Origin of the sequence: Sphingomonas fucosidasi (genome assembly GCF_036663855.1) — a bacterium.
GTDB lineage: Bacteria > Pseudomonadota > Alphaproteobacteria > Sphingomonadales > Sphingomonadaceae > Sphingomonas > Sphingomonas faeni_B.
Genome location: NZ_JAXOJR010000004.1, coordinates 370,275 through 394,277 on the forward strand (window position 1 = coordinate 370,275; position 24,003 = coordinate 394,277).

The following is a 24,003-nucleotide window of genomic DNA, read 5'->3' on the forward strand; positions in this document are numbered from 1 at the left end:
CCGGAGCGCACTTCGAAAGCCGAGGCGAAGACCGCTACTTCGTGGTCCGAGAGCAATCACAGAGCGGCCGATCAACGGCGCGGAACTTGGAAGGGGATTTCAAATGTTTCACCGTTGCGGGCGACTGCTTGCTACCACAGCCACTGCCAGCCTGGCGCTCGGCATCGCCGTACCCGCGATCGCGCAGACCGCCCCGTCGACCGAACCGGTTCAAGTCAGCACGCAGGCCGACTCGCCGACTCCATCCGACTCCGGTCCTCAAGCCAGCCCCGAAAGCGGCCTCGAAGCCGGTGACATAATCGTCACCGCGCAGAAGCGCAGCGAGCGTCTTCAGGACGTGCCGCTCGCCGTTACGGCGCTGTCGGGTGACCAGCTCGCCAACAGCCAAGTGGCCGGAACCAGCGGCATCGCCGCGCTGGTCCCGTCGCTGACCTTCACTCAGTCGACGAGCGACCTCAACAACAATGTCCGCATCCGCGGTGTCGGTACCTCGCTGTTCAACACCGGGCTGGAATCCGCGGTGTCGTTCGTCGTCGACGGCGTCGTCCTGTCGCGGCAGGGTCAGGGTTTTCAGGATCTGATCGACGTCGATCGCGTCGAGGTGCTGCGCGGGCCGCAGGGCACGTTGTTCGGCAAGAACGCGACCGCTGGCGTCATCAACGTCGTGACGAAGCGCCCGTCCAAATCGCTGGAGGGCGTCGCCGAGGCGACGATCGCCGAGATGGGGGAGTATCGCGTACGCGGATCGGTATCTGGTCCGCTGACCGAGACTCTCGGCGCGCGCCTTACCGGCTATTACACCAATGATCGCGGCTGGTTGTACGATGTCGGTCGCGGCAAGCACGTCAACGGCAACGAGACGTTCGGCCTGCGTGGCAAGGTAGAATGGGATCCCACCGCCAACCTAAACCTCCTGCTCACCGCCGACTATCGCAAGAGCGACAGCGACTGCTGCCAGCCAATCCCTTACCAGACCACCAGTCCTGTCCTTGCCGCGTTGCGGGCGCCGGTCATAGCCTCGCGCGAAAACCGTACGGTCGCCAGCGACCAGGGCACGTTCAGCGACACGCGCCAGGGCGGTGTCTCGCTCGAAGCCGGCCTTGATCTCGGTGGTCCGTCGCTCACGTCGATCACCGCCTGGCGGCAATGGAAGTTCGCCAACAATGTCGATGTCGATGGCTTCGTAGCCGCGACGCCGGTCTATGTGCCATTCGGCAACGGCTATTTCGGGATCAACGGCGGCACCGTCGACATCAAGCAGTTCACACAGGAACTGCGCCTGACCTCCCCGTCGAACGTACCGGTCGAATACACGGTGGGTCTGTTCTATTTCCACCTCGACCTCGACCGCGATTTCACGCGCCGTACCGGCGGCTGCGTCACCAACCCTGCGGCGTTCGGCCAGCCTTGCCCGACCTTCTTCTTCTCGTCGGGATCGAGCGCATCGACCGGCCAGACGGACAATTACGCCGCGTTCGGCCAGGTGCAGTGGCACGTCACCGACCAGCTTTCCGCCATCGGCGGCTTCCGCCTGCAGCGGGAAACCGTATCTTATGCCGGCAGCCGTAACGGCCTTCCGTCCTACACCGGCGACCGCGCCCTGTTCGCCGCCAATACCGGCCGCGGATCGGTGTCCGACACCGACCTGTCGGGCAAGGCGGGGCTTCAGTACGAGTTCAGCCGGCGGGCGCAGGTCTATGGCACCTGGTCGCGCGGCTACAAGGGTCAGGGCTACGACCTCGAACTGACCGCCAATTTCGCCAGTCAGCCTCCAGTCCGGCCAGAGACGGTCAACGCCTTCGAGATCGGCTTCAAGGGGCAGAGCCCCGATGGACGCTTCAGCCTGAACGCCGCGGCGTTCCACGCGAAGTATAACGATCTTCAGATCCAGACCACCACCGCCCCGAACGTGTCGATCCCGGCCAATGCCGGATCGTCGGTGTCGAAGGGGATCGAACTCGAATTCACCGCACGCCCGACCCGCGACCTGACGATCAACAGCGGCGTCACCTATCTCGATGCGACCTACGATGCGGATCGCATCGCCTGCGCCCTGCCCGCGCAGGCCGCCCCCGTCGTGCTCGCCGCCGGCCAGGCCGAACCGGTAAACCAATGCTATCGCAACGCCAACGGCACGCTCCAGAACCTCAGCGGTGTGCGCCTTCCCAATGCGCCGCGGTGGCGCGGCAATGTCAGCGTCCGCTACGACAAGGATATTGCGGGCACCGACTATGCCGGCTTCGTCCAGCTGACGGGCAATGCGCAGACCGCCGTTGGTTTCTCGTTCGAGCAGGATCAGGCGTTGCGTCAGTCGGGTTATGCCACGATCGATGCCAGCATCGGCGTGCATACGCAGGACGATCGCTATCAGCTGACCGTTTTCGTCCGCAATCTGACCGACAAATCCTATGCGCTCGGCCTGCAGCGCGACAACATCGTCACCAACGCCGCCAATCCCGGCAATCTTCTCTACTTCACCGCCAAGGAGGCGTCCCGCTATGCCGGTGCCACGTTCCGCGCTCGATTCTGACGGCGCGCAGCGATGACCGTCTTTGATGTATCCGGGCTGCGCAGCGTCGATTTTACTGTGCCGGACGTCGGCGCGGCGGTCGATTTCTACAGCGCGGCCTGGGGGCTGACCCTTGCGGATCGCCGTGGCGACTCGGCCTGGCTTCGGGGAACGGGCGAAGATGCGCAGCTTCTCGCTCTCCACCTTGGCGAACGTGCCACGATCCGTTCGATGACCTTCCGCGCGACGGATCGCGATGCGCAGGCCCGGTCGCTCGCTCGGCTATTGGGCGTGGGTTGTCGGTTGCGGATGCCGCTTCATGCGGTCGATGAACCCGGCGACGGCACCGCCTTTGCCGTCACCGACGTCACCGGCCGGACGATCCGTATCGTCGCCGACGACAAACGGCGCATCGCCGACGCGCCCGTCGCGGATCGGCCCGAGCGGCTGGCGCACGTCAACATCAACAGCGATGACGTCGCACGCGATACCGCGCTGTTCGTGGACGGGCTCGGTTTCCGGCTGACCGATCGGTCGAAAATGATGGCCTTCGTGCGGACCAACACCGATCATCATTCGATCGTGATCGCGGACGCCGCCGTAAATACGCTCAACCATGTGGCCTTTCTGGTGCCGACTTGGGAGGGCGTGATGCGGGCATCGGGGCGGATGATCGACCATGGCTTCCCGATCGCCTGGGGCGTCGGGCGGCATGGCCCTGGCGACAATGTCTTCGCCTATTTCGTCGATCCGTTCGGCTTCGTGATCGAACAGACTGCCGAGGTGCTGCAGGTCGACGACAACTACCGGGTCGGTGGTCCCGCCGACTGGACCTGGGCACTGGGGCGGACCGACCAATGGGGGGTCGCGCCGGCCAAATCGGACGTATGCAAGGCGGCGCAGCTCGCCGTCCCGTTCGCCCGATGAGCGATGCGGCGCGCGGCGATCTCCCGGCGCTGACGATCGGCTGCACCTTCTCCGACCGGATCGAGGCGCTGCTCGACGGTCGCGTCGCGATCGAAGGCTTCTTATCGACGCTCCGATGCGTCGAGGCGCAATCGCTGTTCCGCATGACGCTGGACGACGCGACGTTCGATGTCGCCGAACTCTCGATGGGCAGCCATATCGCCGCGGTCGCGCAGGGACGCCGCGAGTATGTCGGCCTGCCCGTGTTCCTCTCGCGCAGCTTCCGTCATTCCAATCTCTACGTCCGCGCGGATCGCGGCATCGAAAGCCCGGCCGATCTCGCCGGCAAGCGGATCGGACTGGTCGATTTCCAGCAGACCGCCGCGCTGTGGCTGCGCGGCCTACTCGCCGACGATTATGGCGTCTCGCGCGACGGGATCGACTGGGTCACCGCGGGCCTGCACGCCCCGGTGCTCACCGATCGCATGTCGATGACACTGCCTGAGGAAATCTCTGTCACGCGATCGTCGTCGACACTCGACGCGATGCTGTCCGACGGAGCCATCGACGCCATCATCAGCCCAACCGCGCCACGCTGCTTCACTACCGGAGCCGCGCCGGTGCGTCGCCTGTGGGAGGACTATCGCCAGGCCGAGATCGATTTTTGGCACCGGACGCGCGTGTTCCCGATCATGCACGTGTTGGTGGTCCGCCGTTCACTGATTGAGCGGTCACCAACCCTAGGCGTCGCCGTGTACGACGCGTTCGTCCGCAGCTTGGATCTGGCGCTCTCCGACTTGGCGACGCGAGACTTTCCGAAATGCGCGATGCCTTGGCTCGCCAATTCTGCTCAAAGTGGTGTCGAAGCGCTTGGCGAGCAGCCGTGGACGTATGGCGTCGAGCCCAATCGCGCCGTGCTTGACCGTATGCTGCGTTACGCCACCGAGGATGGCCTGATAGACGCGCTAATTCCGATGGAAGCACTGTTTAGCTAACAGCGGCTGCTCGGCCTGCCCCAACAGGAATGTTGCTCGAAGGTTCGACTTCGCGGGGTACTATTGAACCTAAACGAACGTCCGATTTGGAGAAGCGGAACGAATGCCGCGAATGACCGATTGTGGGTCCGGTCGCCTCGGCCATGTCCGTTGGGCGGGTTAGCCCGGCGCTAATGCTGGGCGACATGCGGAGCGCACGCTTGAATCAGCACCGAGCGCAGGGTGCGCCCCAAGGGTATGATCGGCTGACCTGAGGACCGTTGCCGATACGCCGTCTATGCGCGTGAGCAACTCGGCGATCATGGCCGTCTGTCGCGCTGCCAGGTCGGCGTCCAGCTTGTCTAAGTGGCCGTTCTTGACGATGCCCAGCAGGTAATTGGGTCCGCCTATGACCCCGACATGCGGGACGCCGCATTCATGAAACACTGCGCCGGTTGTGGTTCCCGGACCAGCCTGGATACCATGCTGACGCAGGTCGAACATACGAAAGCCGTCCTTGACCAAATCGGTCAGTACCCCGCCGGTTGTTGCAAAGTTCATATATTCGTTGCGCCCCGTTGGCGCGTAGCCCTTGCCGGGAACGTCTTCCCATTCGGGCGCGCCGAGATGCTCGATCGTTACCGCAGCCGCGGCACGCTTGACGAGATCCCGATGCGCCCGGACCCAGCCTCCACATTCGGGCAGGGCACCGCTCATGTGACCGGGCCAGCCAGCGAAGACCAAGGTCCGGCGGAGGCGCTGATGCTTGGGTAGACTGGCAAAATGCCGTGCCAGTTGCAGCATCGCCATGCCGCCATTCTCTTCGATGAAGTTCTGTCCGTCGGTGTGGGTGTCGATGACGACGACTTCGTCGCTTTCGCCTGGGAGGATCGCGGTTAGCGAGGGCACAGTGCAATTGACCCACTGTGCGTCGACAGTGAGCTTTGCGCGTTTCCCGAGCTTGGCGAGCCGGCGGACGCCATTGCCCGCTTCGTTTCCGACGAACAGTGCCGGAAGCGGCGGCCTGTAATGGCTGGCGTGGGGGGAGAAGTTTCCAGCAATCATTGCGTCCGACACGTCGATGATGATGACTACACCCGCGGCCCCCTTCGCCAGCACGGCCTCGAGCGGAAATGCGGGCATGAGCCACAGCCGTTTATAGGGTCGCGACAGATATTCGGCTTTCTCCGCATCCGGCACGTGGATGTAGAGCGGATCGACAAGCTGCTGGATCGTCGTCTGCGGGAGTTTGCCGTCGAACACGACGATGCTGCCGGCAGGAACCTCGCCGAGCGCAGTCGGTCCGTTCTTGTCGATCGTCCCGCCATAATGGAGCGGGGCGGTGATACCGCCGGGCGGTGCAGGGTGTGATCGCACGTAATAGGCGATGTTTGGGACCGGCTTCATCGTTCCGTCGTCTTCGAGATCGAGCCCGTAGGCCAGCGGATCCCAGCGCCGATAGGCGTAACTGTCGCATGGGCCGAGGGTCAGCCCGATCTGCTGGAACTCGGCTGCGAGGAAATCGACGAAGCGAACATGGTTGGGGTGTCCCGGCAGCCTCGGTCCAAAATCGACCATCCGTTGATAGTCGCGGCGGATTATCTCGGGCGTCGGCAGCGGGACGATGTCGCGAGCGGGCGACGCCGCCCCCGCAACGCTTTCCGCAAGAGCGATGCCGCCGAGTGCTCCCGCGCCAAATAATACCTCACGGCGTGTCGTCACGCCTGTCGGCTGGTTCTGAGACATTGTGCAATGCGCCTCGTTCAGATCGCTATCGGGGGGACGATGCCGTCCCGCGGTCACTGGGTGAAAACGGTGGTCCAGATATATTCGGACACGTCGATCGGCGCGTTGTCGCCGCTGTAGCTCAGCGTGGGACCGCGATAGCCGTTGTAGAGGACATGCCGGCCGCCCACGATCGTCAGCAGTCCGGTCCGGACGCCGCCCGCGCAGTCGGTATAGACATCCTCGAGTACTCGATCCGGGATCACGGCACGGCTGGCGAGGGTGGACGAGCAGCTGTCATTGGCCTTCCACGCGGCAAGGCTTGCCGGCGCGGACTGGATGCGGACCGGCACGCCGGCGATGTTGCTGACCGGCGCATCCGGCTTCGATCCGTCATAGGGGATCGTCGTGTCGGCCGTGCCGGCAATCGAAAACATCGTGATCGGACGGCGCGGCGTGCATTTGTCGAGGTTGAGCGGGAAGGACACCGCGGCCGATGCGCGGACGACATCGGCGGCTTCGCACGCCATGCGGTGTGCCATCGAGCCGCCATTGGAGATACCGGTGACGTAGACCCGGGTCGCGTCGATCTTCGCGCGGGCCTTCACCCAGTCGATGATCGCGCGTGCGAAGTGGACGTCGGGCACCTCGGTCGCCTTGCTCGTCGAGCAGCAACCATAGCCGTTCCAGCTTCGCGCCAGTCCCTCGGGATAGACGACGATGAAGCCGCGCTTGTCGGACTGCTGAAGCTGGCCGGAGACGCTGCGCTCTTCCTCGGCGGTCGAGCTGAAGCCGTGGAAGTCGAGCACGAGCGGCACCGCCAGGGTACCGTCGTAGCTTGCGGGCACGTGGAGCTTGAAGGTTCGGGGAACGATATCGGGCGCGATGACGTAATCGCCATCGCCGGGCACGAGTGAGGTCGGTGCCAGGCTCTGCGCAATCGCCGTGGTGGGCAAGGCTGACAGAATTGCCAGTGCGGCACTCAGTGTACGGATCATCATGGTATCCTCTCCTCGGGCTTCGACATGGTCATGTTCGGCGCGGCCCCAAGATTTTTCAGGTGCGCCAATTCGGGTGGCAGCGGCGTGTCGGTGAAGGTTCCGCTGACGGCCGGCTGGGTTTCGAGGCCGGACGACGTGGGCGGCGCGACTATCGGCGTCTGCCGTTCCTGGTTGACGACGGGCTCAACGAGATCGGCGTGCAGGTCGGTGTCGTTGCGGACGACGACGATGTCGCTGCCGCTGGTGTGGCGTTTGCTGCCGTCGCACGCAGTGAGCGTCAGGGCAGCGACGATCAGCGCCACGGCGCGCGTCACGATGCCGGCCGCCTGAGCCTGCATGCCACGGCAAGGTGGAGGCAGACCGCGATCACAAAGACCGGCGCCATCGCGTAGAATGCCCATTGCAGCGGCGTATCCGAATGGCCGCTGTGCGCGGCATCGCTGACCATGCCGAGGAACGTCGGACCAAGCCCGCCGCCGATCAGGTTCATGACGAGCAACATCACCGCGCTGGCAGTCGCCCGGCGCTCGGCGGGGACACGTGCCTGCACCAGCGCACCGGCCGGCGTCAGGTAGAAATAGTTGCAGAAGAGTGGCACGGCGAGCAGCGCAAGTGCGATCCGCCAATCGGGCGCTGCGACGAACCCGAGGAAGAACGGCAGCGATACCGCCGTGGCAAGGGCGGGAATGAGTCCGTATGCGGCGGTCGACCGTCGCGACAGGACATCGATCATTCGGCCCGAGGCGAAGATGCCGCAACAGACGCAGACGCCGAGCAGGACGGCGAAGTAGCTGCCCACCTGCTGCAGGGTCATGGCTTTCTCGCGCATGAGGAACAGCGTCAGGAAGGCGAGCGTGCCCGAGCCGATGAACGCCGACGCGGCTGCGGCGAATGCGGCTATCCGGAGCGTCGTGTCGGCCCAGAAGAGGCGGACGCTGGTGGTTAAGCCAACGCGCACGGGCGCTTCTGCGGCATTTGGAACAGCGGCATCCATCGTGCCGCGCGCGGGTTCACGCAGGGCGATCGAGGCGATCAACGCCGCGATCACGCCGATCGCGCCGACGACCAGAAACGCGTGGCGCCAACCACCGCTGGCGGCCAGCGCAGCCCCGCCGGCGACCCCGAGCATCTGGCCCAGCGGCGGCCCGAGATTGTACAGCGACAGCGCGGTGGCGCGGCGTTCGCCGGGAAACAGATCGGCGATGATCGAATAGGACGGTGCGACGCCGCCGGCCTCGCCGACACCGACCGCCATGCGCGCCGTCGCGAGTTCGCCGTAGCCGCGGGCTAGACCGCAGGCGATCGTCGCCGCACTCCACAGCGCGCACGCGACGGCGACGATGCGCACCCGGTTCGACCGATCCGCAATCCAGGCGACGGGGAGCGACAGCACGCCGTAGAACAGCGCGAAGTACAGCCCGCCAAGCAATCCAAGCTGACCGTCGGTCAGCTTCAGATCGTCCTGGATCGGCTTTGCGAGGACTGACGGCAGCGTCCGGTCGACATAGTTGAGGATGTAGACGGCCGTGAGAATGCCGAGCGTGATCCAGCGCCGCGCTGGCGTCGGTGTCCCCGCTGTGCGCGGGGAAGGGACCTCCGGCGTGGCGCTGGCAGCGGTCACCAGAACTTCATTCGTGCGCCAACGGTGATCGTGCGACCGGCGACGTCGTACAGGCTGGCGTTGGTCGGATAATCATATTGGAACGCGCCGCTTGGAATGATCGGCGGATGCGCGTTGAACAGGTTGTTGACAGTGCCGAACAGCTGCATGCGGCGGTCCGTGCCGACATCGACCTTCAACGTGATGTCGGTGTACCAAGCCGCGCGGATGCGATTGTCGGACGGGCTGAGTGCCGGATTGTAATAGTCGGTGCTCGCCTGGAACTTGCCTTTCCCGACCAGCCGTTCTTGCGCGTAGAGCGTGACGGCGCCGGCCGAATAGGATGCGCTGGCAAGGGCGGTGACGCGCGGGTTCTGATACGTCCCGACGACACCGGTGTAATCGATCGTCGCGCCGCCCGGGACGCCGATCGAATAGTTGATCAGATACGACGCCAGCGCCCTGACCTGCATCGTGCCGCCGGCGAGCGGTGTCGTGTAGCCGACCTCGCCGTCGATCCCGCTCGTCTTCAGTCGGCTCAGATTCTGTTGCGGCGTGAAGACACGGACCAGTCCGGTCCGCGCAGCCGCATTCGTGTAGACGAGGTTCGCGCACTGGGCCGACGTGAACGCCGAGGCGGTGCACGCATCGATCGTCTGCTGCGGCGTCAACGTCTGAATGACGTCGTTCACGTTGATGTTGAAGTAATCGACGGACGCGACCAGCCCGCGAATACCGGTGAATACGACGCCGCCGGTATAGGTCTTGGCGATCTCCGGATCGAGCGCGATGCTGCCGATCCGGCTCTGAATGACGTTGGCGGCGAGGTTGTTGCGCGTATCATTGACCGTGACCTGGCTCTGGATCGAGCCGCCGAACAGTTCCTGGATGTTGGGCGCACGAATATCGCGCGACACGGTGCCGCGCAGCGCGATGCCGTCGACCGGTTTCCAGACTGCGCCCGCCTTCCACGTCGTGACCGACCCGGAGATGCTATAATCGGTGTAGCGCGCGGCGCCGTTGAGATCGATCGAGCCGATCGGCGAGCGTGACGACAGGACCGGCACGTTGACCTCGCCGGCGATTTCCTTGACGTCGAACGAACCACCCAAGGGCTGCGTATTGCCAAGCTGATAGCTGCCGGCGCCGGCGAGCACCGCGGCGGGAACCAGACGCAGGCCGGTGGCGGACACCGGGGTGGTCGACAGCGAGTCGGTGGTCTGCGTGACCGAGTTCTTGCGGTAGTCGGCACTGATCGCGACCCTGACGTCGCCGGCGGGGAGCGTGAACGCGGAACCGCTCAGCGCGACCTCTGCGACCTGCTGCTTGACCACGGCACGGTAGAAGGCGGTGCCCTTGATATAGTCGATCGCGGCCTGGGACGGGCTGCCGCTACCGAACAGGTTGATCGGCACGCAACCGGGATACAGGCCCGGGTTAGTCAGTGTGACATTGCAGACGATCTGGCCGTTAGCGGGATTACGGACCGCGTCGACCGCCGCGAAGAACCGGCTGTAGATGACGTCGTTCGCGACCTTGGTGAGCTGGGTATTGTGGCTGCGCGAATAATAGGCGTCGAGCCGCCAGTCGCTCGGCAGCTTCCACTTTAGGCCGGCGACCAAGTTATAGGTGTCGTTGGTCGTCGTCGCGGTCGCGGGCTGGGTATCGTACGAGAAGCGCCCAAGCTGGAATCCACCGAGCCGGTTGGCGGTCAGGATCGACTGCACGGCGGTTGGCAGGAACGCGTTGCCGCTCAGGATGGTCGGCGCGTTGAAGCCGGGGATGAAAAAGTCTTCGACCTGTTTGTAGCGGTTGCGCACGCTGCTGAACATGCCTTCGCCAAAGACGGTCAGCTTGTCGGTGACGTCGAATTCGGCATGCGTAAATCCACTGCCATATCGCACCTTGGCGATCAGGTTGGTCGATGTCTTGGGGCCGTCGCCGCCGACCTGCACGCCGTCGACGATAGTGCCACGGTTGAACGGGAGCAACGTGCCGCCCGGACCGAACTGCAGCACGCCAGACCCGAGACCGGTGCCGCCATAGATCACGCCGCCGGGCGAGAAGATCGGATTGTTAAAGTCCGAGACGATGATGCTCTGCGCGGAATTTGCCGGATCGCGGATGACGGCATAGGCATCTCGGCCCCAGGGGCGCTTCGCGCTGCTGCCGACGCCGTCGGAACTGTAGAACGCGCCGCTTGCGACGATGCGGCCACGTCCGCCGACAAAGCCAGAGCCGGCGGTCAGCGTGACCTTCTGCGTGCCGTTGTCGGCGTACGTCGTGGTGCCGGCCTGGACGCTGCCCTTCAGCCCTTCATAGCCGGTATCGAGTACAAAGTTGACCACACCCGCCACCGCGTCGGACCCGTAGGCAGCGGACGCACCGCCGGTGACGACATCGACGCGCTTGACGAGTTCCTGCGGCAGGATGTTGGTGTCGACCGTACCCAGTGGCGTTGACGGTGGTGCACGCCGGCCGTCGAGCAGCAGCAACGTGCGCTGCGGCCCGAGATTGCGCAGGTTGATGAAGCTGCCGGAATCGGCGGCGTTCGATCCGCTCTGGCCGTTGGCCGCGCCGGTCGATCCACGGAAGGCGGGGAGCTGGTTTAACCCCTGTGCGATCGTGCCTGGTGCCGAGGTTTCGAGCTGGCTGGCGGATACGACGGTGATCGGTGTCGGTGCGCGCGATCCGTCGACGATCGTACGTGAACCGGTGACGATGATATCCTTGGACTCGGTGCTGTCGTCGGGCGGCGTCGCATCCGCCTGGACCGGGTCGGCACTGGTCGCCGCCGGCGCGCGCTCGCCCGCAGCTACGGTTTGCGCCGCGGCAGGCCATGCCGCCAGCACGAGCATCGACACCGACGCACGAAGAAGCCCTCGCATCCTCTTACTCCCTAAAAACGGCGCTCTTCGGCGCTCGTCCATAGTAATCCCCGAAAGATAAAATGGAGTCAATACTGATTGACATGTGAATTAGTGAATGATGAAAAGGGGTATCAGCAGGGCCATCAGAGCCCATCGATCAGGATAGAGGAGCCGGGCGCATGACATCTGGATTGACGAGGGGGCTGGTCGCGGCGCTGGCCATGTTTGGCGGCGCTGTACCGGCGTGTGCCGCACCGAAGGGGCCCGTCGTATCCGTCGAAGGTGGCGACGTCGTCGGGCGCGCCACGGACGATCTGCGGATATTCCAGGGCATCCCTTATGCCGCTCCACCGGTCGGTAATCGGCGGTGGCGCGCACCGGCTTCCGTCGTTGCATGGCAGGGGACACGCGACGCGACCCGGTTCGGCGCAGCCTGCATGCAGCCCGCGGGACGCAAGGAAGCCTGGGCTCAGGTTGGCCCGACCAGCGAGGACTGCCTGTTCCTCAACATCTGGCAGCCGGCCAAACCGGGCAGATATCCGGCGATGGTGTTCTTCCACGGCGGAGGGTTCACCTACGGGTCGGCAGGCGTACCGTTATATGACGGTGCCGCGCTGGCACGCCGCGGCGTCGTCGTAGTGACGCTCAACTACCGGCTCGGCGTGCTGGGCTTCTTTGCGCATCCTGCGTTGACGCGCGAGGCTCCCGGCAGCGCACTCGGCAATTATGGAATCATGGATCAGATCGCCGCACTGCGATGGGTGCGCAACAACATCGCGGGTTTCCAGGGCGATGCGCGTAACGTCACGGCGTTCGGCGAGTCCGCGGGGGCCGGCACGGTGCAGCTCCTGATGGGGGCGCCCGCCGCAGAGGGGCTGTTCGACAAGGCGATCAGTCAATCCGGTGCAGGCGGCTCGGTGCTGCCGAGCTTTGCGAAGGTGGAAGCCATCGGCAAGACGTTGAGCGATGCGGCCGGTCTGGGCGATGTCACGGCAGCGCGGCTGCGCGCGCTGCCGGCGGACAAGCTATTGATGCGAAGCTTCCCCTTCATCGACGGGAAGATCGTCGTCGCAAGCCCGGGTACCGCTTTCCTGCGCAAGCGCGAGAGGAAAATACCGCTGATCATCGGCGCCAATTCGAACGAGTCGACCCTGTCGTCGAACAACGCCGATGCGGTGAAGCTGGCGCTGGGAACCGCGGTGAGCGACTTCGAGACGCGCTACGTCGCGGCGCGACCGGGTAAATCGGCCGACGCGGCAAAAACCGATCTGGCGGAGGATGTCCTGTCGATCCTGCCTTCGGTGTCGATCGGGGCGATGCATGCCGCGGCCGGTGGCCGCGCATACAGCTATTATTTCGACCAGGTCCCCGCATCGCAACGCGCCGGTTCCGCAGGGGCGGGGCATGGTGACGAGCTACAATATCTGTTCGGGAACCCGTATGACGGAGCGGTGTGGGACGATGCCGATCGTTCCGTCTCGCGAGCGATGGGAAATTATTGGGTGCAGTTCGCACGGACGGGTAATCCGAATGCCAAGGGGACAGTCGCCTGGCCGCGGATCGACGAGGCAACGGCACCACGCAGCCTGACGATCGCCACGCCGATCAGGGCGACGATGCTGACTCCGTTGGAAGAGCAGGCGAGAAAGGCTGCGCTGGCAACTTCGATCCCCGCGTGGACGAACGAGCCATGACCGCCGAGCGGTCGCACGCAGGATCGATGCAGCGCCATGACCTCACCGTAGAGAAGTTTCTCGACCATGCGGCCAAATGGCATCCCGACGTGACCGTGGCGTCGGCAGGCCCCGATGGGGTGGTTCGAACAGGCTATGCCGAACTGCGACGCGAGGCGGGCCTGCTGGCGGCCGCGCTATCTGCGGGGGGGATCGGGCGGGGTGACATGATCGCAACGCTTGGCTGGAATACCAAGGGGCACGTGCTGCTATGGTATGCGGCTGCTGCGATAGGTGCAATTTGCCACACGCTCAATCCACGGCTGAGCGCAGCGCAACTCGCGGCGATGACGGCGCGCAGCCGCCCACGCCTCTTGCTCTATGGGTCCGGCCTCGCGTCGCTGGCGTCCGAGATCACCAACGATGCTCTGGCGACGATCGCGATCGACGATCCAGAACGTTCTGCCGGTACATCGCTGAGCGATCTTACGGCCGGGGGTTGCGACTATGAGGCGCCGGTTTGGGGGCGCGCTCTGGAGAACGATCCTGCCGGGCTCTGTTTCACGTCGGGGACGACTGGTCCGCCTAAGGGTGTCCTCTACACGCATCGCAGCAATTATTTGCACACCCTGCGCCTTCTCCAAGCCGATGCGCTGGCGCTGACGGCGGACGACCGGGTGCTGCCGATCGTCCCGATGTTCCATGCCAATGGCTGGGGCATACCGTTTGCGGCGCCAGCTGTGGGCGCGGGACTCGTGCTGCCTGGGAGGAACCTGGACGGCGCCAGCCTCGCCAGCTTGATCGCGTCGGAGGCGGTGACGGTCGCGGCGGGTGTGCCCACGGTCTGGCTCGACCTGCTTGATCATGTCGAGCGCCACGGCATTGCGTTGCCGTCCTTGAAGCGGATCTATCTCGGCGGGGCGGCCATGCCGATCGACGCGCAACGCCGACTGGAACGCGGTCTGGGTGTGTCCGTCCATGCGAGTTGGGGCATGACCGAACTTTCACCGCTCGGCACCGTGGCACCCCACGGCGTGGAGCGGACGCGTTCCGGATCGGCGGGGCGTGCGCCGATCGGCCTGGATCTGCGGTTGACGGACGCATCCGGCATGGTGCTCGTCAGACAGCGCGAGACAGAGGGGCATTTGCAAGTCCGTGGACCAAGTGTGGTGCAGCGCTATTTCGGGGCTACGCAGGATGCGACCGATGCCGAAGGCTGGTTCGATACCGGCGATCTGGCGCGCATCGACCCCGACGGCAGCCTAACGATCACGGGACGGGCAAAAGACCTCATCAAATCCGGGGGCGAGTGGATTAATCCCGGCGAGATCGAGCGCATTGTCGCCGAGAGCCTAGATATGGGCCTGGTCGCGGTCATCGCGCGCGCCGATGCTAAATGGGGCGAGCGACCGGTCCTGATTTACGAGGCCAGCACCGACGTCGATATCGAAGCAAAGCTGGCTGGCCGGATCCCGCGGTGGTGGATGCCCGATGCGATCGTCAGAATCGACCGGATGCCGCTCGCCGTGACGGGCAAGATCGACAAGCAGGCGCTTCGCGCAACCTTTGGCGCGGCCGAAGCGGTTGCGTCCGACGCGGTCCTCCGCGCATGACCCTCGCCATGGCCACCGATACACCCGCCGAACGCCCACAGCCCAAACGCTCGAGGAAAGAGCGTCGCGAAGACAGCATCGAGCAGATCCTCGACGCCGCGGAATATCTGTTCTCGAAACACGGCATCTACGGCGTGACGCTCAAGGACGTCGCGCAGCGCGTCGGCGTCCACACGTCCCTGATGCACTATTATTTCGCCGACAAGCTGGCGTTGTTCGTCGAGGTCTTTGAACGGCGCGCCACCGTCACGCGCGCGCGGCGGATCGAGGCGCTCGATGCGTATGAACGCGCGTGCGATGGGCGCCCGACCGTCGAGGGCGCGCTGCACGCGTTCCTCGATACCGATCTGGATCTGTATATTTCCGGCGGGGAAGGGTGGCGCAACTGGGGCGCGCTCGGCGGCCAGCTCAGCAACACCGACTATGGGGCCGAGCTGATGGACAAGCATTTCGATCCGGTCGTGATGCGGCTGATCGACCTGCTCAAGCGGGCGATGCCCGACATGGCGGAAGAGGATATCTTCTGGGGCTATCACTTCGTCACCGGCAGCCTGCTGCTCACGCTCGCGCGAACCGGGCGGATCGACAAGCTGTCGAACGGTCTGTGCCACTCCGACGATTTCGAGGCTGTCAAAGCGCGGATGGCGCGGTTCATGGCAGCGGGTTTCCGTGAATTTGCACCGACATCGGGCGCGAAGGATGCGGAAGGCTGAGCAGAAAACACTGATCAACAGGCCGAAAGAACCGCAGCGGCGGTCGCGGCAACAGGAGAGATGCATATGAAAGGTCGGATGGGGGCTGCCCTGATTGCCCTGGCTTGCACCGCCATGGGGGCGAGCGAAGCCGATGCCCGCGAACGGTGGACGAGCGCGCAGGCCAACGCCTGGTATGCGAAGCAGCCTTGGTTGGTGGGCGCGAACTACATTTCGGCCAACGCGATCAACCAGCTGGAAATGTGGCAAGCCGCGACCTGGGATCCCGCAGCGATCGACCGCGAGTTCGGCTGGGCTCAGGCGATGGGCATGAACACGATGCGCGTGTTCCTTCACGACAAGCTCTGGCAGCAGGATTCCAACGGCTTCAAGACGCGGATCGATGCGTTCCTCGCCATCGCGAAGAGGCACGGAATCCGCCCCATGCTGGTCTTCTTCGACAGTTGCTGGGATCCCGATCCGAAGCTGGGTCCTCAGCATCCGCCGATCCCGGGCGTCCACAATTCCGGCTGGGTACAATCTCCGGGGGCCGCGCTCTTGGCGGACCGCGATGCGCGGCCGCAGCTTAAAGCGTATGTACAAGATATTGTCGGGACCTTCGCCAAGGACGATCGCGTGCTTGCCTGGGACGTATGGAACGAGCCCGACAATCTGGCACCTGCCTACGCGGCGACTCCCGACAAAGTCGCCCAGGTCCAGGCGATACTCGGCGATGTCTTTCAGTGGGCGCAGGCGATGAACCCGACTCAGCCGCTGACGAGCCCTGTTTGGAGCCATGACGGCGACTGGGCACCGGGCGGTAAGCGCAAGCCGATCGAAGCCATCCAGCTCGATCGGTCCGATATTGTCAGCTTTCACAATTACGACTGGCCAGAAACGCTCGAGGTCAAGATTAAACAGCTACTTCCCTATCACCGGCCGATCCTGTGCACCGAGTATATGGCACGGGGTAACGGCTCGACCTTCGATGGCAGCCTGCCGATCGGCAAGCGTTACAACGTCGCGATGATGAACTGGGGCTTCGTCGACGGAAAGACAAAGACGCGGCTGCCGTGGGATAGTTGGTACCATCCTTACACGCTCACGCAGCCAACGATCTGGTTCCACGACGTGCTGAAGGCCGATGGGACGCCATACCGTCAGTCGGAGGTCGACCTAATTAAGCGGTTGGTCGATGCGCCCAAGAGCAAGTACCAGCCGCCTCGTACGGGCAGCTGATATTTCCACCTACCCGGCCAGTGCAAGACTGTAGCCCTCACTTCTTCGCGAGCGAATAATTGAGGGCTGCGATTCCAGATCGCAGATGAACGAGCGTCTGATGTTGGGAAGCCGGGAAGGGCGTTTGAACGTCCGCTACTGGGTCTTGGCCTCGCGGCGGCTTCCGATCACTTCAAGCCATCGCTGCGTTAGCCGGCGAACGGCTGTTCCCGACAGATCCTTCTGTTCGCGTGGCACAAACCGGACAGCCAGCAACAGCTCCGATTTGACCGTTCGCGACGTTCTCGATTGTCCCTGAATGCTGGCGTCTGTGCAAATCGGTTAGCGTCATCGACGGGTAAGCTGGAACGAACAGGCCGGATTGACCGTGATGCGCTGGTAGTCCGGTTGCTTCTATCGCGGGAAGAGCCAACCGGGGTGGCGTTTGCCCGCAGGCATCCATGCCGCCGGACAGTGATGCCAAGGCGTCGCCCGCTAGAACCGAAAGCCGAGCGTCGCCATCACGTTGCGCGGGGCGGCCATGAAGCAGTCACCACGCGCGAGGCAGGAGGCGAAACCACGGTTGTCCAGCAGGTTGGTCGCGTTGATCGCCAGGCGCCATTTGTCCCAGCTGATCTCCGCGAGCGCATCGACCGTCGTGCGCGACGGAGTGACGACCGTGTACAGCGTGCCGGGCGCGATCCCGGCGTTGAGACCATAGGGGTCGAGCGCCCCGGTCGACTTGCTCTTGCCGCTATACACCACGCCCGCGCCGAGCCTCAGCTGCGGCCCGCTGGTGTCGCCGAAGGTCTTGGTCGACCAGACCGACGCGGTGTGGCGCGGCATATAGTCGAGACTGGTGTTCACGTCGGAATCGAGCTGGCTGTAGCCATAGTTCAGCAGCAGCTCGAAATTGCGCGGCAGGACGCGGCTCGCCTCGAACTCGACGCCCTTGGTGGACAATTCGCCGGACTGGGTCGTCACGTTGTTCGCCAGATAGAGGACGCGGTTGCGCTCCTTGATCTTGAAACCGGTCACGGTGACCAGCGTCCGGAAATCGGGCTGCCACTTCACCCCGGCCTCATATTGCGTGCCCATCTGCGGTTTGAAGGGGTCGGTCGGGACGCCGCCGGGCCCCGTCAGCCGGCCGGCGATCGGCAGGAAGCTTTCGGTGTAGCTGAAGAAGGGCGAGAAGCCTGCGCCGACCTCGCCGATGATGCCGGCGCGGAAGGTGGTGGCATTGTCCTTCTGGCCCGACGAGTTGGTCACATGGTCGCGGCGGGCGCCGACGATCACCGACACGCGGTCGAAGAAGCGGACCTGGTCCTGCAGATAGACGCCGAGCTGCTTTTGCGAATCATAGGCGAACGGGCCGCTCGGGTCGTAGGTCTGCAGCGACGCATAATCGCTGTCGTAGAGATCGACCGTCTCCAGCGCGGTGGTCGCGAACCGCTTGCCGACCTTGTTCCAGCTATAGTCGAGGCCGGCCAGCAGCGTGTGCTCGACGTTCGCGCCGGTGTTGAACTTGAGCTGGACGTTGTTGTCGGTCGAGAAGACATTCATCCGCGCATCGCTGGCCTCGGCGTACAGCCCGATGGTGCGGCCATCGGTGCCATAGACCGCGAACGGATTGGTCGGGTTGGTATAGCTGTCGGCGTAATGCGTGAAATATTCGAGGTCGCTGTCGATGTATCGTGCCTTCAGGCTGATACGAAGAGTGTCCGAGAAGCGGTGGACCAGCGACCCGCCACCCTGGAGCGAGCGGTCGGCATAGCGGTCCCAGCCGGCCTTGCCGACGAAGGTGTAGGGATCGAGCCGCCCGCCCGGATTGTCGGGATTGGGCGCGAAGGTGCCGACGATCGGTAGGAACTGCGAGGTCGAGCCGGTATCGTCCTTCTGGTACAGGCCGGTCAGGATCAGGTCCGTGTCCGGCGTCGGCTGCCAGCGGATTGACGGCGCGAACATCACGCGGTCGTCGGGCATATGATCGATAAAGGTGTCGGCGTCGCGCACGCGACCGACCGCACGGATCGCCAGCGTGTCGCCGAGCGCCAGGTTGACATCCCCTAGCGCCTCCTTGCGGTCATAGCTGCCATAGACGAGGTTCAGCTCGCCGCCGGTGCGGAACTCGGGCGTCTTGGAGACAAGGTTGACGAGCCCGCCGATCGAGCCCTGCCCGAACAGCACCGATGCCGGGCCGCGCACGATCTCGACCCGTGAGAAATTATACGGGTCAGAGGGGATGCTGGCATAATAGGAGAAGATGTCGCGCATGCCGTCGCGGAACTGCAGCGCGCTGATGCCGCGCACGTTGAAGCCATCGACTCGCGTATCGCGGCCATAGGGATTGGCTAGGACGCCGGCGGCGTACTTTACCGTGTCGCTGATGTTGATCGCGCCCTGCGACAGATACTGGTCCGCCGGGATGATTGTAAGCGGCTGCGGCAGTTCGATCAGCGGGGTTTCGGTCTTCGTGCCGGCGATGGTGCCGGTCACCACGATTTCATTCTCCGGCGCGACCGGCTCCGCATCCTGAGCCCAGGCCGCAGAACTGGCCAGCACGCTCGCCATACCGGCCGCAACGATCAACTTCCCCATATTCCGCCCCTTCGTCTCGTTCCAGTTCGATTGTAGGCGTTCTTATATCGTTGCGACAGATTATCAATAGCATTAGCTTGCCAGCATTACCCGGTGCATTTATGCGGTCCTTATGTCTTCCATGACGCACACAACCCCGATCCAGCCTCGTCAGCGATGGGCGCGAACCTTGTTGGCGGGGCCGGGCGCGATCGTCGTAACACTCGTTGTTTGCGGGCATGCCGCTGTGGCTGCCGGGCGGCTCGGCGGGCATCGACAATCTGGCATTTCCGCTCGTCTTCGCGCCCCTGATCTGGGCGATGCTGTTCTCCATGCCTGCCTGGATCGCAGGATCGCGCGCGTCGCGCTGGTGGGGGCCGTGCTGTTTTTCGTGCACGGCGGCATGGTCGCCTATCGTTTCGTCACAGCCGCGCCCGCCGCTGCGCCCGTCCTTGGGGAGGCCCGATGATCCATCTGAAGAAGGACGAGACCAAGGCGATGGTCGCGGTGCACGGCTGGTCCGGCATCCTGCTCGGCCTGCTGCTCTATGCCGTGGTGCTGACGGGCGCCGTGGCGGTCTTCGCGCACGAAATCGGCGCATGGTCTGCCGGCCATCTTGCCCCGCGCTCGTCGTTCGAGCAGCCGATCGACGCGACGATGCGTCGCCTGACCGCGCAGACCCCGCCGCAATATCGCGAGGCGGTCAATCTGTTCGAGATCGGCGATCACGGCCTGGGCGTGTTCTTTCACCGCCACCAACCCGATGCGAAGGGCGTCCCGGCCGAGAAAGGCGTCTATTATCAGCTCGTTGCGGCTCGGGAAAACGAAGTCGTTCAGTGTCCCCCCACGTCGCTCCAACCATGCCCGCATCGTCTTTCGCGCGGTGTCCATTATCTCGAACTGAACCGGTCGTTTGGTTTTCTGCTGAACCACGACGGCGCGGTCACGGACGCGCCCGCCGGAAACTACATCGCCGATCCGCACCCTGACCACGTCACAGCCGCGGAGTTTGCTGTCGATGGCGAAGTCGAACAGCGCTCGGTCGCGCAGTCGCCTCTGCTGGTCGAGCCAGAAGCGAATGGCCCAGACCTGTTGCTGTTTCAGCGCCCGCTTCGCACCAATCAGCTGGCCTTCGTTCCAAGGCCGACGTTCGTGAAAGGCGGGGTCCATTGACGAGTGACCCATCGACTATCTCCATCGGCCCAGATCGGTCAATCGAGTATACGCATGCGCAGTAAACCGCCGGTTTGGAAATGTGGTTGATTAGCCGGCGATGATGCTGAACGAGCTTTCGGCTTGGGGCGACGCCTGGCCATCTCTGTGCGCCCGGAAGTGGGTCTGGCCGGAAAACTTCGGAAGTCCTTCGACTGATCCCCGGCGGTTCAGTAGATTGGCGATGGATCCCCAAACCAACCGTTCCGATAGACCTGGGCAGTCGTAGTTCTCAGTAGACGGCACCTAACATACGTAACTTGACACGTAACCTGTTACCGAACATCTTTTGATGATGGCCGACTACATCGAGTCACACGGAAGCGCATTCCTAGCGCATCGACTGCGCCGCTCGTCGGACCGTATCGTCGAGGAGATAAGCGGCGTTCTACTCCAGCTAGGCCTCGACGTTCCACCGCGCGGCGCTTCGATGCTGTTGCTGATCGTTGAGCACCAACAGATCGGGGTGGTAGAAATCTCGCGACGCCTACGGTTGTCTCACCCGCTTATCGTTCGCATGGCACGGGAATTCCAAGAGCGAGGCTTGGTCGAGATAAACGCTGATCCGTCCGATGGCCGGCGACGGGTTTTAAGTCCGACGGACAAGGCACGTCACGAGGCTGCCGCGCTCACGGCTTTCAACGCGGACCTCAACCCCCTGTTTGATGGCCTGTTTGCGGACATCGGCGCTTCTCTGATCTCAGTCCTTGATCGCTTTGACGCCCAGCTTGATGCGTCATCGATCCCAATGCGTCTCACCGCTCTCAAATCGACCAAGGAGTAATCGATGTCCCGCCGTCGCCATGCCCTCATTATGGTCCTCCCTTTATTAGCTTTCTCCATGCCACCGTCTGCCCGCGCTCAAACCGTCACGGCTTCGGCCACGTCTGCACGGACTTCCAATCTCGACGCGGCCGCCCGCACAGCGATCGTGGCGCGCTTGTCGACCGAGTTGCGCAGCAAATACGTTTACTCGGATGTCGGCGAGAAGGGGGCCGCCGCGATCACCGCCGCCGCAGCGTCGGGCGCCTACGATCGGATTGTGGATCTGTCCACGTTCGCCACGCGACTGACCAAGGACCTCCGCGGCGTCATGGCCGACAAACATCTGATGGTGTTCGACACAACGAACCGGCCAGCGTCGAGCGTTGCGTCGATGCCAGCCGGAGAGGCGGGGATCGTCCGCGCTGATCGGCTGCCCGGCGGAATCGGCTATCTCCAAATTGACGGGTTCGCCAACCCCTGGGCGTTCAAACCAGCGCTCGACCGCGCGATGGCGGGGTTGGAGGGCAGTCGCGCCTTGATCCTCGACATGCGCGGCAACGGAGGCGGAGATCCGGCATCGGTAAGCTACCTAGTCAGCTTTCTTCTTTCTGCGGGCAAGCGGACCAAGATCAACAGCATCGTTGAGCGTAAGGCAGGGACCACCGAGCTCAGGCGCGATTCCTTCTTCAGCGAGCCGACCCCGGTCAGCTTCGCCGGTGTGCCTGCCTATGTCCTTACGAGCGGCAATACCTTTTCGGGCGGCGAGGAGCTCGCCTACGACATGCAGACGCTGAAGCTCGGCACCGTTGTCGGCGAGGTGACCGGTGGCGGCGCGAACCCCGGGGAGCGTATTTTCATTGGACACGGTGTCATGGCGTTTATCCCGACCGGTCGTGCGGAGAGTCCCGTTACCGGATCGAACTGGGAAGGGCGTGGCGTGCAGCCCGATCTCAAGGTCCCCGCCGCGGATGCGCTCGCCACGACGCTACGCCGCCTCGGACAAGTGCCCGCTGCCGCTACGATCGAAGCGGCGTCCCCCGTCTCAGTCTTCGCGCCGCGGACCGTGGCGCTCAGGGGCGGGGAGGCAATGCTGCGCCGCCTCTTTGCCGGCCGTACCGCGCCTGAGCCTGATTACACGTTGATGAAACCGAACGCCTCAGAGGCAGGCCGCGCGGCGCTGGCGGCTACGCACCGCCGCCTGCAACCACTTCCAGTTCCGCAGGCCATCCGCTTTCGACGGCCCGATGGGTTCGGGTTCGATGAGTTTACGCTCGTCTATCCCGATCGCACCCTTCTCGTCGGAATCATGCTCGACTCAGACGGCAAGTTTATTGACCTTATCGGTCCTGATCCTAGCAAGTAAGTAAGCTTTGCCTTTTCTCTAAAACTGAAGCGATGGTTGGGAATTGGGGGTTTGGATCGCGAACGACATGGACCATTGTTTTTCCTCCGCCAGCCATGTTGTTGCCCAAATACTGTGGAAATTGAAACAACACGGTCGCCACCGGGACAGCCGATAAGCATTGCCGTGGCAGGAGATGAAGCTGTGCTCGTACGGAATGCTTCATGGTATTGAGCGCAGCTGTGGCTGCCTTTTTTGCAGCGTCTGGTGCTCAGACTACCATCACGCCGCGGATGGCCGAATTCGATCTTGACAAGGTTCATCGTAAAGAAGCGACTTGCGCAGACCGCAGCCCGACCGATGAAATAATCGTTTGCGCTCCCAAGAACATGAACATCTGGATTTCTGACGCGGATAAGGCAAAATTTGCATCGAAGCCGCTACGCGGTGAGTTCACCGGGCCGCTTAACGCAGAAACAAAGCTTCACGTAATTCAAAGCCAAAACCCTGCGGTTGTAACACCCGCTGCGGCGGTAACCCTAAAGTGGCGCTTCTAGCGCTTTTGGCCCGCCGATTTTACGTGAACGAACGAACGAACGGCCGGTTTGGCTGTACTGGGAAGATGCCGTAAGGCTCCGCTTGTGGGTCCGGCCGGAAGCCGGAGGGCAGGGCGTTTTTCGCCTCCTATCGATCATCTATTGGTAGCTTCCGTATCCCAATTTTGGCCGTTTGTTAATTGCGCTTCATGATTGTTGCCCGCGACCAAGTTCAGCAATTTGAATCGCTCGATTTGGTCGATCCACGTCTTTGGCGGATCTCTCGGAGCTGGGCGCTTTGTGACATACGGTCCACAGACCCCGTTTCCCTCGCTAACCGCCAGCAGGCACTTACCAACGTCGAAAAGGCGGATTGGGGTGTCCATACTGCCTGCTGGGCGGTTGACAGATAACTCTACTTAAGTTGAGTAGGGGCATGGGCCGTAATCGTCGACCATCGAAGCAAATGCTCCTCTTGCTGGAGGCGCTGTCGGCGCATACTCAGCAGTGGCGCCACGGCTACGATCTGATGAAAGAAACGGGGCTTCTGTCTGGAACGCTGTACCCGCTACTGATCCGCATGACCGACCAAGGGCTTGTCGAGGCCGAGTGGCGCGAACCGGAACGCCCTGGCCGTCCTGCTCGACATGCGTACCGTTTAACGAATGCTGGAGTGGCATTTGCGCGGATGGCGACACCTGCCGGCCCACTGACCTTCACCAAGGCCGCTTTCGCGTGACACTAGCTGTTTCGCGGGCTTTGCTGTCAATGGCCAGTCGGTCTCTCGGCT

At 63.6% G+C, this 24,003-nt stretch carries 18 protein-coding genes and 2 pseudogenes; 13 read left to right on the plus strand and 7 right to left on the minus strand.

Translation table 11 applies throughout. The annotated features are described in order from the left end of the window. The first annotated feature begins 103 nt into the window (after positions 1 to 103). From U1737_RS09815 to U1737_RS09825, 3 genes are read left to right on the plus strand one after another with little or no spacing between them, the layout of a single operon-like run. A complete protein-coding gene (locus U1737_RS09815) occupies positions 104 to 2,530 on the plus strand; it encodes a TonB-dependent receptor (RefSeq protein ID WP_332796649.1) in 2,427 nt (808 codons plus the stop codon). A gap of 12 nt (positions 2,531 to 2,542) precedes the next feature. Beyond that, positions 2,543 to 3,436, plus strand: coding sequence for a VOC family protein (locus tag U1737_RS09820; protein ID WP_332796650.1), 894 nt, complete (start codon positions 2,543 to 2,545; stop codon positions 3,434 to 3,436). Further along, positions 3,433 to 4,410, plus strand: a complete 978-nt coding sequence (locus tag U1737_RS09825) for an ABC transporter substrate-binding protein (RefSeq protein WP_332796651.1) — start codon at positions 3,433 to 3,435, stop codon at positions 4,408 to 4,410. Before U1737_RS09820 ends, U1737_RS09825 begins: the two co-directional genes overlap by 4 nt. A gap of 159 nt (positions 4,411 to 4,569) precedes the next feature. On the opposite strand, the gene U1737_RS09830 is transcribed toward U1737_RS09825, so the two are convergent. Genes U1737_RS09830 through U1737_RS09850 form a run of 5 tightly spaced genes read right to left on the minus strand, consistent with a single transcriptional unit; the run spans position 4,570 to position 11,603 of the window. Then, entirely contained in the window at positions 4,570 to 6,135 is a 1,566-nt protein-coding gene (locus U1737_RS09830) for a hypothetical protein (protein ID WP_332796652.1), read from the minus strand. A 53-nt stretch (positions 6,136 to 6,188) separates the two neighbouring features. Then, on the minus strand, positions 6,189 to 7,112 hold the full coding sequence (locus U1737_RS09835; protein WP_332796653.1) for a CE1 family esterase: 924 nt from the start codon (positions 7,110 to 7,112) through the stop codon (positions 6,189 to 6,191). Continuing rightward, positions 7,112 to 7,429, minus strand: coding sequence for a hypothetical protein (locus U1737_RS09840; RefSeq protein ID WP_332796654.1), 318 nt, complete (start codon positions 7,427 to 7,429; stop codon positions 7,112 to 7,114). Before U1737_RS09840 ends, U1737_RS09835 begins: the two co-directional genes overlap by 1 nt. Continuing rightward, positions 7,426 to 8,736, minus strand: a complete 1,311-nt coding sequence (locus U1737_RS09845; RefSeq protein ID WP_332796655.1) for a spinster family MFS transporter — start codon at positions 8,734 to 8,736, stop codon at positions 7,426 to 7,428. The genes U1737_RS09840 and U1737_RS09845 overlap by 4 nt, the downstream gene beginning before the upstream one ends. Continuing rightward, the gene (locus U1737_RS09850; RefSeq protein WP_332796656.1) at positions 8,733 to 11,603 is read right to left on the minus strand and encodes a TonB-dependent receptor domain-containing protein; all 2,871 of its coding nucleotides are present in this window, start codon (positions 11,601 to 11,603) and stop codon (positions 8,733 to 8,735) included. The genes U1737_RS09845 and U1737_RS09850 overlap by 4 nt, the downstream gene beginning before the upstream one ends. A gap of 161 nt (positions 11,604 to 11,764) precedes the next feature. Between U1737_RS09850 and U1737_RS09855 the strand changes: the two genes are divergently transcribed. The 4 genes from U1737_RS09855 to U1737_RS09870 all read left to right on the plus strand — a co-directional run bounded on the left by U1737_RS09855 (position 11,765) and on the right by U1737_RS09870 (position 16,802). Next, positions 11,765 to 13,279: a carboxylesterase/lipase family protein gene (locus U1737_RS09855; protein ID WP_332796657.1), complete on the plus strand. Its 1,515-nt coding sequence runs from the start codon at positions 11,765 to 11,767 to the stop codon at positions 13,277 to 13,279. Beyond that, a complete protein-coding gene (locus U1737_RS09860; protein ID WP_332796658.1) occupies positions 13,276 to 14,871 on the plus strand; it encodes an AMP-binding protein in 1,596 nt (531 codons plus the stop codon). The genes U1737_RS09855 and U1737_RS09860 overlap by 4 nt, the downstream gene beginning before the upstream one ends. Positions 14,872 to 14,879: 8 nt before the next feature. Next, positions 14,880 to 15,584, plus strand: a complete 705-nt coding sequence (locus U1737_RS09865; protein WP_332796659.1) for a TetR/AcrR family transcriptional regulator — start codon at positions 14,880 to 14,882, stop codon at positions 15,582 to 15,584. A gap of 78 nt (positions 15,585 to 15,662) precedes the next feature. Next, entirely contained in the window at positions 15,663 to 16,802 is a 1,140-nt protein-coding gene (locus tag U1737_RS09870) for a glycoside hydrolase 5 family protein (protein ID WP_332796660.1), read from the plus strand. A 474-nt stretch (positions 16,803 to 17,276) separates the two neighbouring features. On the opposite strand, the gene U1737_RS09875 is transcribed toward U1737_RS09870, so the two are convergent. Further along, on the minus strand, positions 17,277 to 19,379 hold the full coding sequence (locus U1737_RS09875) for a TonB-dependent siderophore receptor (protein WP_443027112.1): 2,103 nt from the start codon (positions 19,377 to 19,379) through the stop codon (positions 17,277 to 17,279). A gap of 112 nt (positions 19,380 to 19,491) precedes the next feature. Between U1737_RS09875 and U1737_RS09880 the strand changes: the two genes are divergently transcribed. Beyond that, positions 19,492 to 19,827, plus strand: a complete 336-nt coding sequence (locus U1737_RS09880; protein ID WP_332796661.1) for a hypothetical protein — start codon at positions 19,492 to 19,494, stop codon at positions 19,825 to 19,827. A 29-nt stretch (positions 19,828 to 19,856) separates the two neighbouring features. Then, positions 19,857 to 20,036: pseudogene (locus U1737_RS09885) on the plus strand (PepSY domain-containing protein); the annotation flags it as partial. A 132-nt stretch (positions 20,037 to 20,168) separates the two neighbouring features. Here U1737_RS09885 and U1737_RS09890 read toward each other — a convergent pair. After that, a pseudogene (locus tag U1737_RS09890) lies at positions 20,169 to 20,543 on the minus strand (site-specific integrase); the annotation flags it as partial. Positions 20,544 to 20,862: 319 nt separating this feature from the next. Between U1737_RS09890 and U1737_RS09895 the strand changes: the two are divergent. The 4 genes from U1737_RS09895 to U1737_RS09910 all read left to right on the plus strand — a co-directional run bounded on the left by U1737_RS09895 (position 20,863) and on the right by U1737_RS09910 (position 23,952). Then, the gene (locus U1737_RS09895) at positions 20,863 to 21,354 is read left to right on the plus strand and encodes a MarR family winged helix-turn-helix transcriptional regulator (RefSeq protein ID WP_332796662.1); all 492 of its coding nucleotides are present in this window, start codon (positions 20,863 to 20,865) and stop codon (positions 21,352 to 21,354) included. 3 nt (positions 21,355 to 21,357) lie between these two features. Beyond that, positions 21,358 to 22,698, plus strand: a complete 1,341-nt coding sequence (locus U1737_RS09900) for a S41 family peptidase (RefSeq protein ID WP_332796663.1) — start codon at positions 21,358 to 21,360, stop codon at positions 22,696 to 22,698. 203 nt (positions 22,699 to 22,901) lie between these two features. After that, positions 22,902 to 23,234 carry a hypothetical protein gene (locus tag U1737_RS09905; protein ID WP_332796664.1) on the plus strand — a complete coding sequence of 111 codons (333 nt, stop codon included), beginning with the start codon at positions 22,902 to 22,904 and terminating at the stop codon, positions 23,232 to 23,234. 445 nt (positions 23,235 to 23,679) lie between these two features. Further along, positions 23,680 to 23,952, plus strand: coding sequence for a PadR family transcriptional regulator (locus U1737_RS09910; RefSeq protein WP_332796665.1), 273 nt, complete (start codon positions 23,680 to 23,682; stop codon positions 23,950 to 23,952). Positions 23,953 to 24,003: the final 51 nt, after the last annotated feature.

Coding starts and splice junctions, on each gene's coding strand:
- U1737_RS09860 (WP_332796658.1), top strand. CDS start 13,276: ATGACCGCCGAGCGGTCGCACGCAGGATCGATGCAGCGCCATGACCTC.
- U1737_RS09895 (WP_332796662.1), top strand. CDS start 20,863: ATGATGGCCGACTACATCGAGTCACACGGAAGCGCATTCCTAGCGCAT.
- U1737_RS09830 (WP_332796652.1), bottom strand. CDS start 6,135: ATGTCTCAGAACCAGCCGACAGGCGTGACGACACGCCGTGAGGTATTA.
- U1737_RS09835 (WP_332796653.1), bottom strand. CDS start 7,112: ATGATCCGTACACTGAGTGCCGCACTGGCAATTCTGTCAGCCTTGCCC.
- U1737_RS09870 (WP_332796660.1), top strand. CDS start 15,663: ATGGGGGCTGCCCTGATTGCCCTGGCTTGCACCGCCATGGGGGCGAGC.
- U1737_RS09875 (WP_443027112.1), bottom strand. CDS start 19,379: ATGGGGAAGTTGATCGTTGCGGCCGGTATGGCGAGCGTGCTGGCCAGT.
- U1737_RS09905 (WP_332796664.1), top strand. CDS start 22,902: ATGGTATTGAGCGCAGCTGTGGCTGCCTTTTTTGCAGCGTCTGGTGCT.
- U1737_RS09865 (WP_332796659.1), top strand. CDS start 14,880: ATGGCCACCGATACACCCGCCGAACGCCCACAGCCCAAACGCTCGAGG.
- U1737_RS09820 (WP_332796650.1), top strand. CDS start 2,543: ATGACCGTCTTTGATGTATCCGGGCTGCGCAGCGTCGATTTTACTGTG.
- U1737_RS09910 (WP_332796665.1), top strand. CDS start 23,680: ATGCTCCTCTTGCTGGAGGCGCTGTCGGCGCATACTCAGCAGTGGCGC.
- U1737_RS09900 (WP_332796663.1), top strand. CDS start 21,358: ATGTCCCGCCGTCGCCATGCCCTCATTATGGTCCTCCCTTTATTAGCT.
- U1737_RS09855 (WP_332796657.1), top strand. CDS start 11,765: ATGACATCTGGATTGACGAGGGGGCTGGTCGCGGCGCTGGCCATGTTT.
- U1737_RS09880 (WP_332796661.1), top strand. CDS start 19,492: ATGTCTTCCATGACGCACACAACCCCGATCCAGCCTCGTCAGCGATGG.
- U1737_RS09850 (WP_332796656.1), bottom strand. CDS start 11,603: ATGCGAGGGCTTCTTCGTGCGTCGGTGTCGATGCTCGTGCTGGCGGCA.
- U1737_RS09815 (WP_332796649.1), top strand. CDS start 104: ATGTTTCACCGTTGCGGGCGACTGCTTGCTACCACAGCCACTGCCAGC.
- U1737_RS09825 (WP_332796651.1), top strand. CDS start 3,433: ATGAGCGATGCGGCGCGCGGCGATCTCCCGGCGCTGACGATCGGCTGC.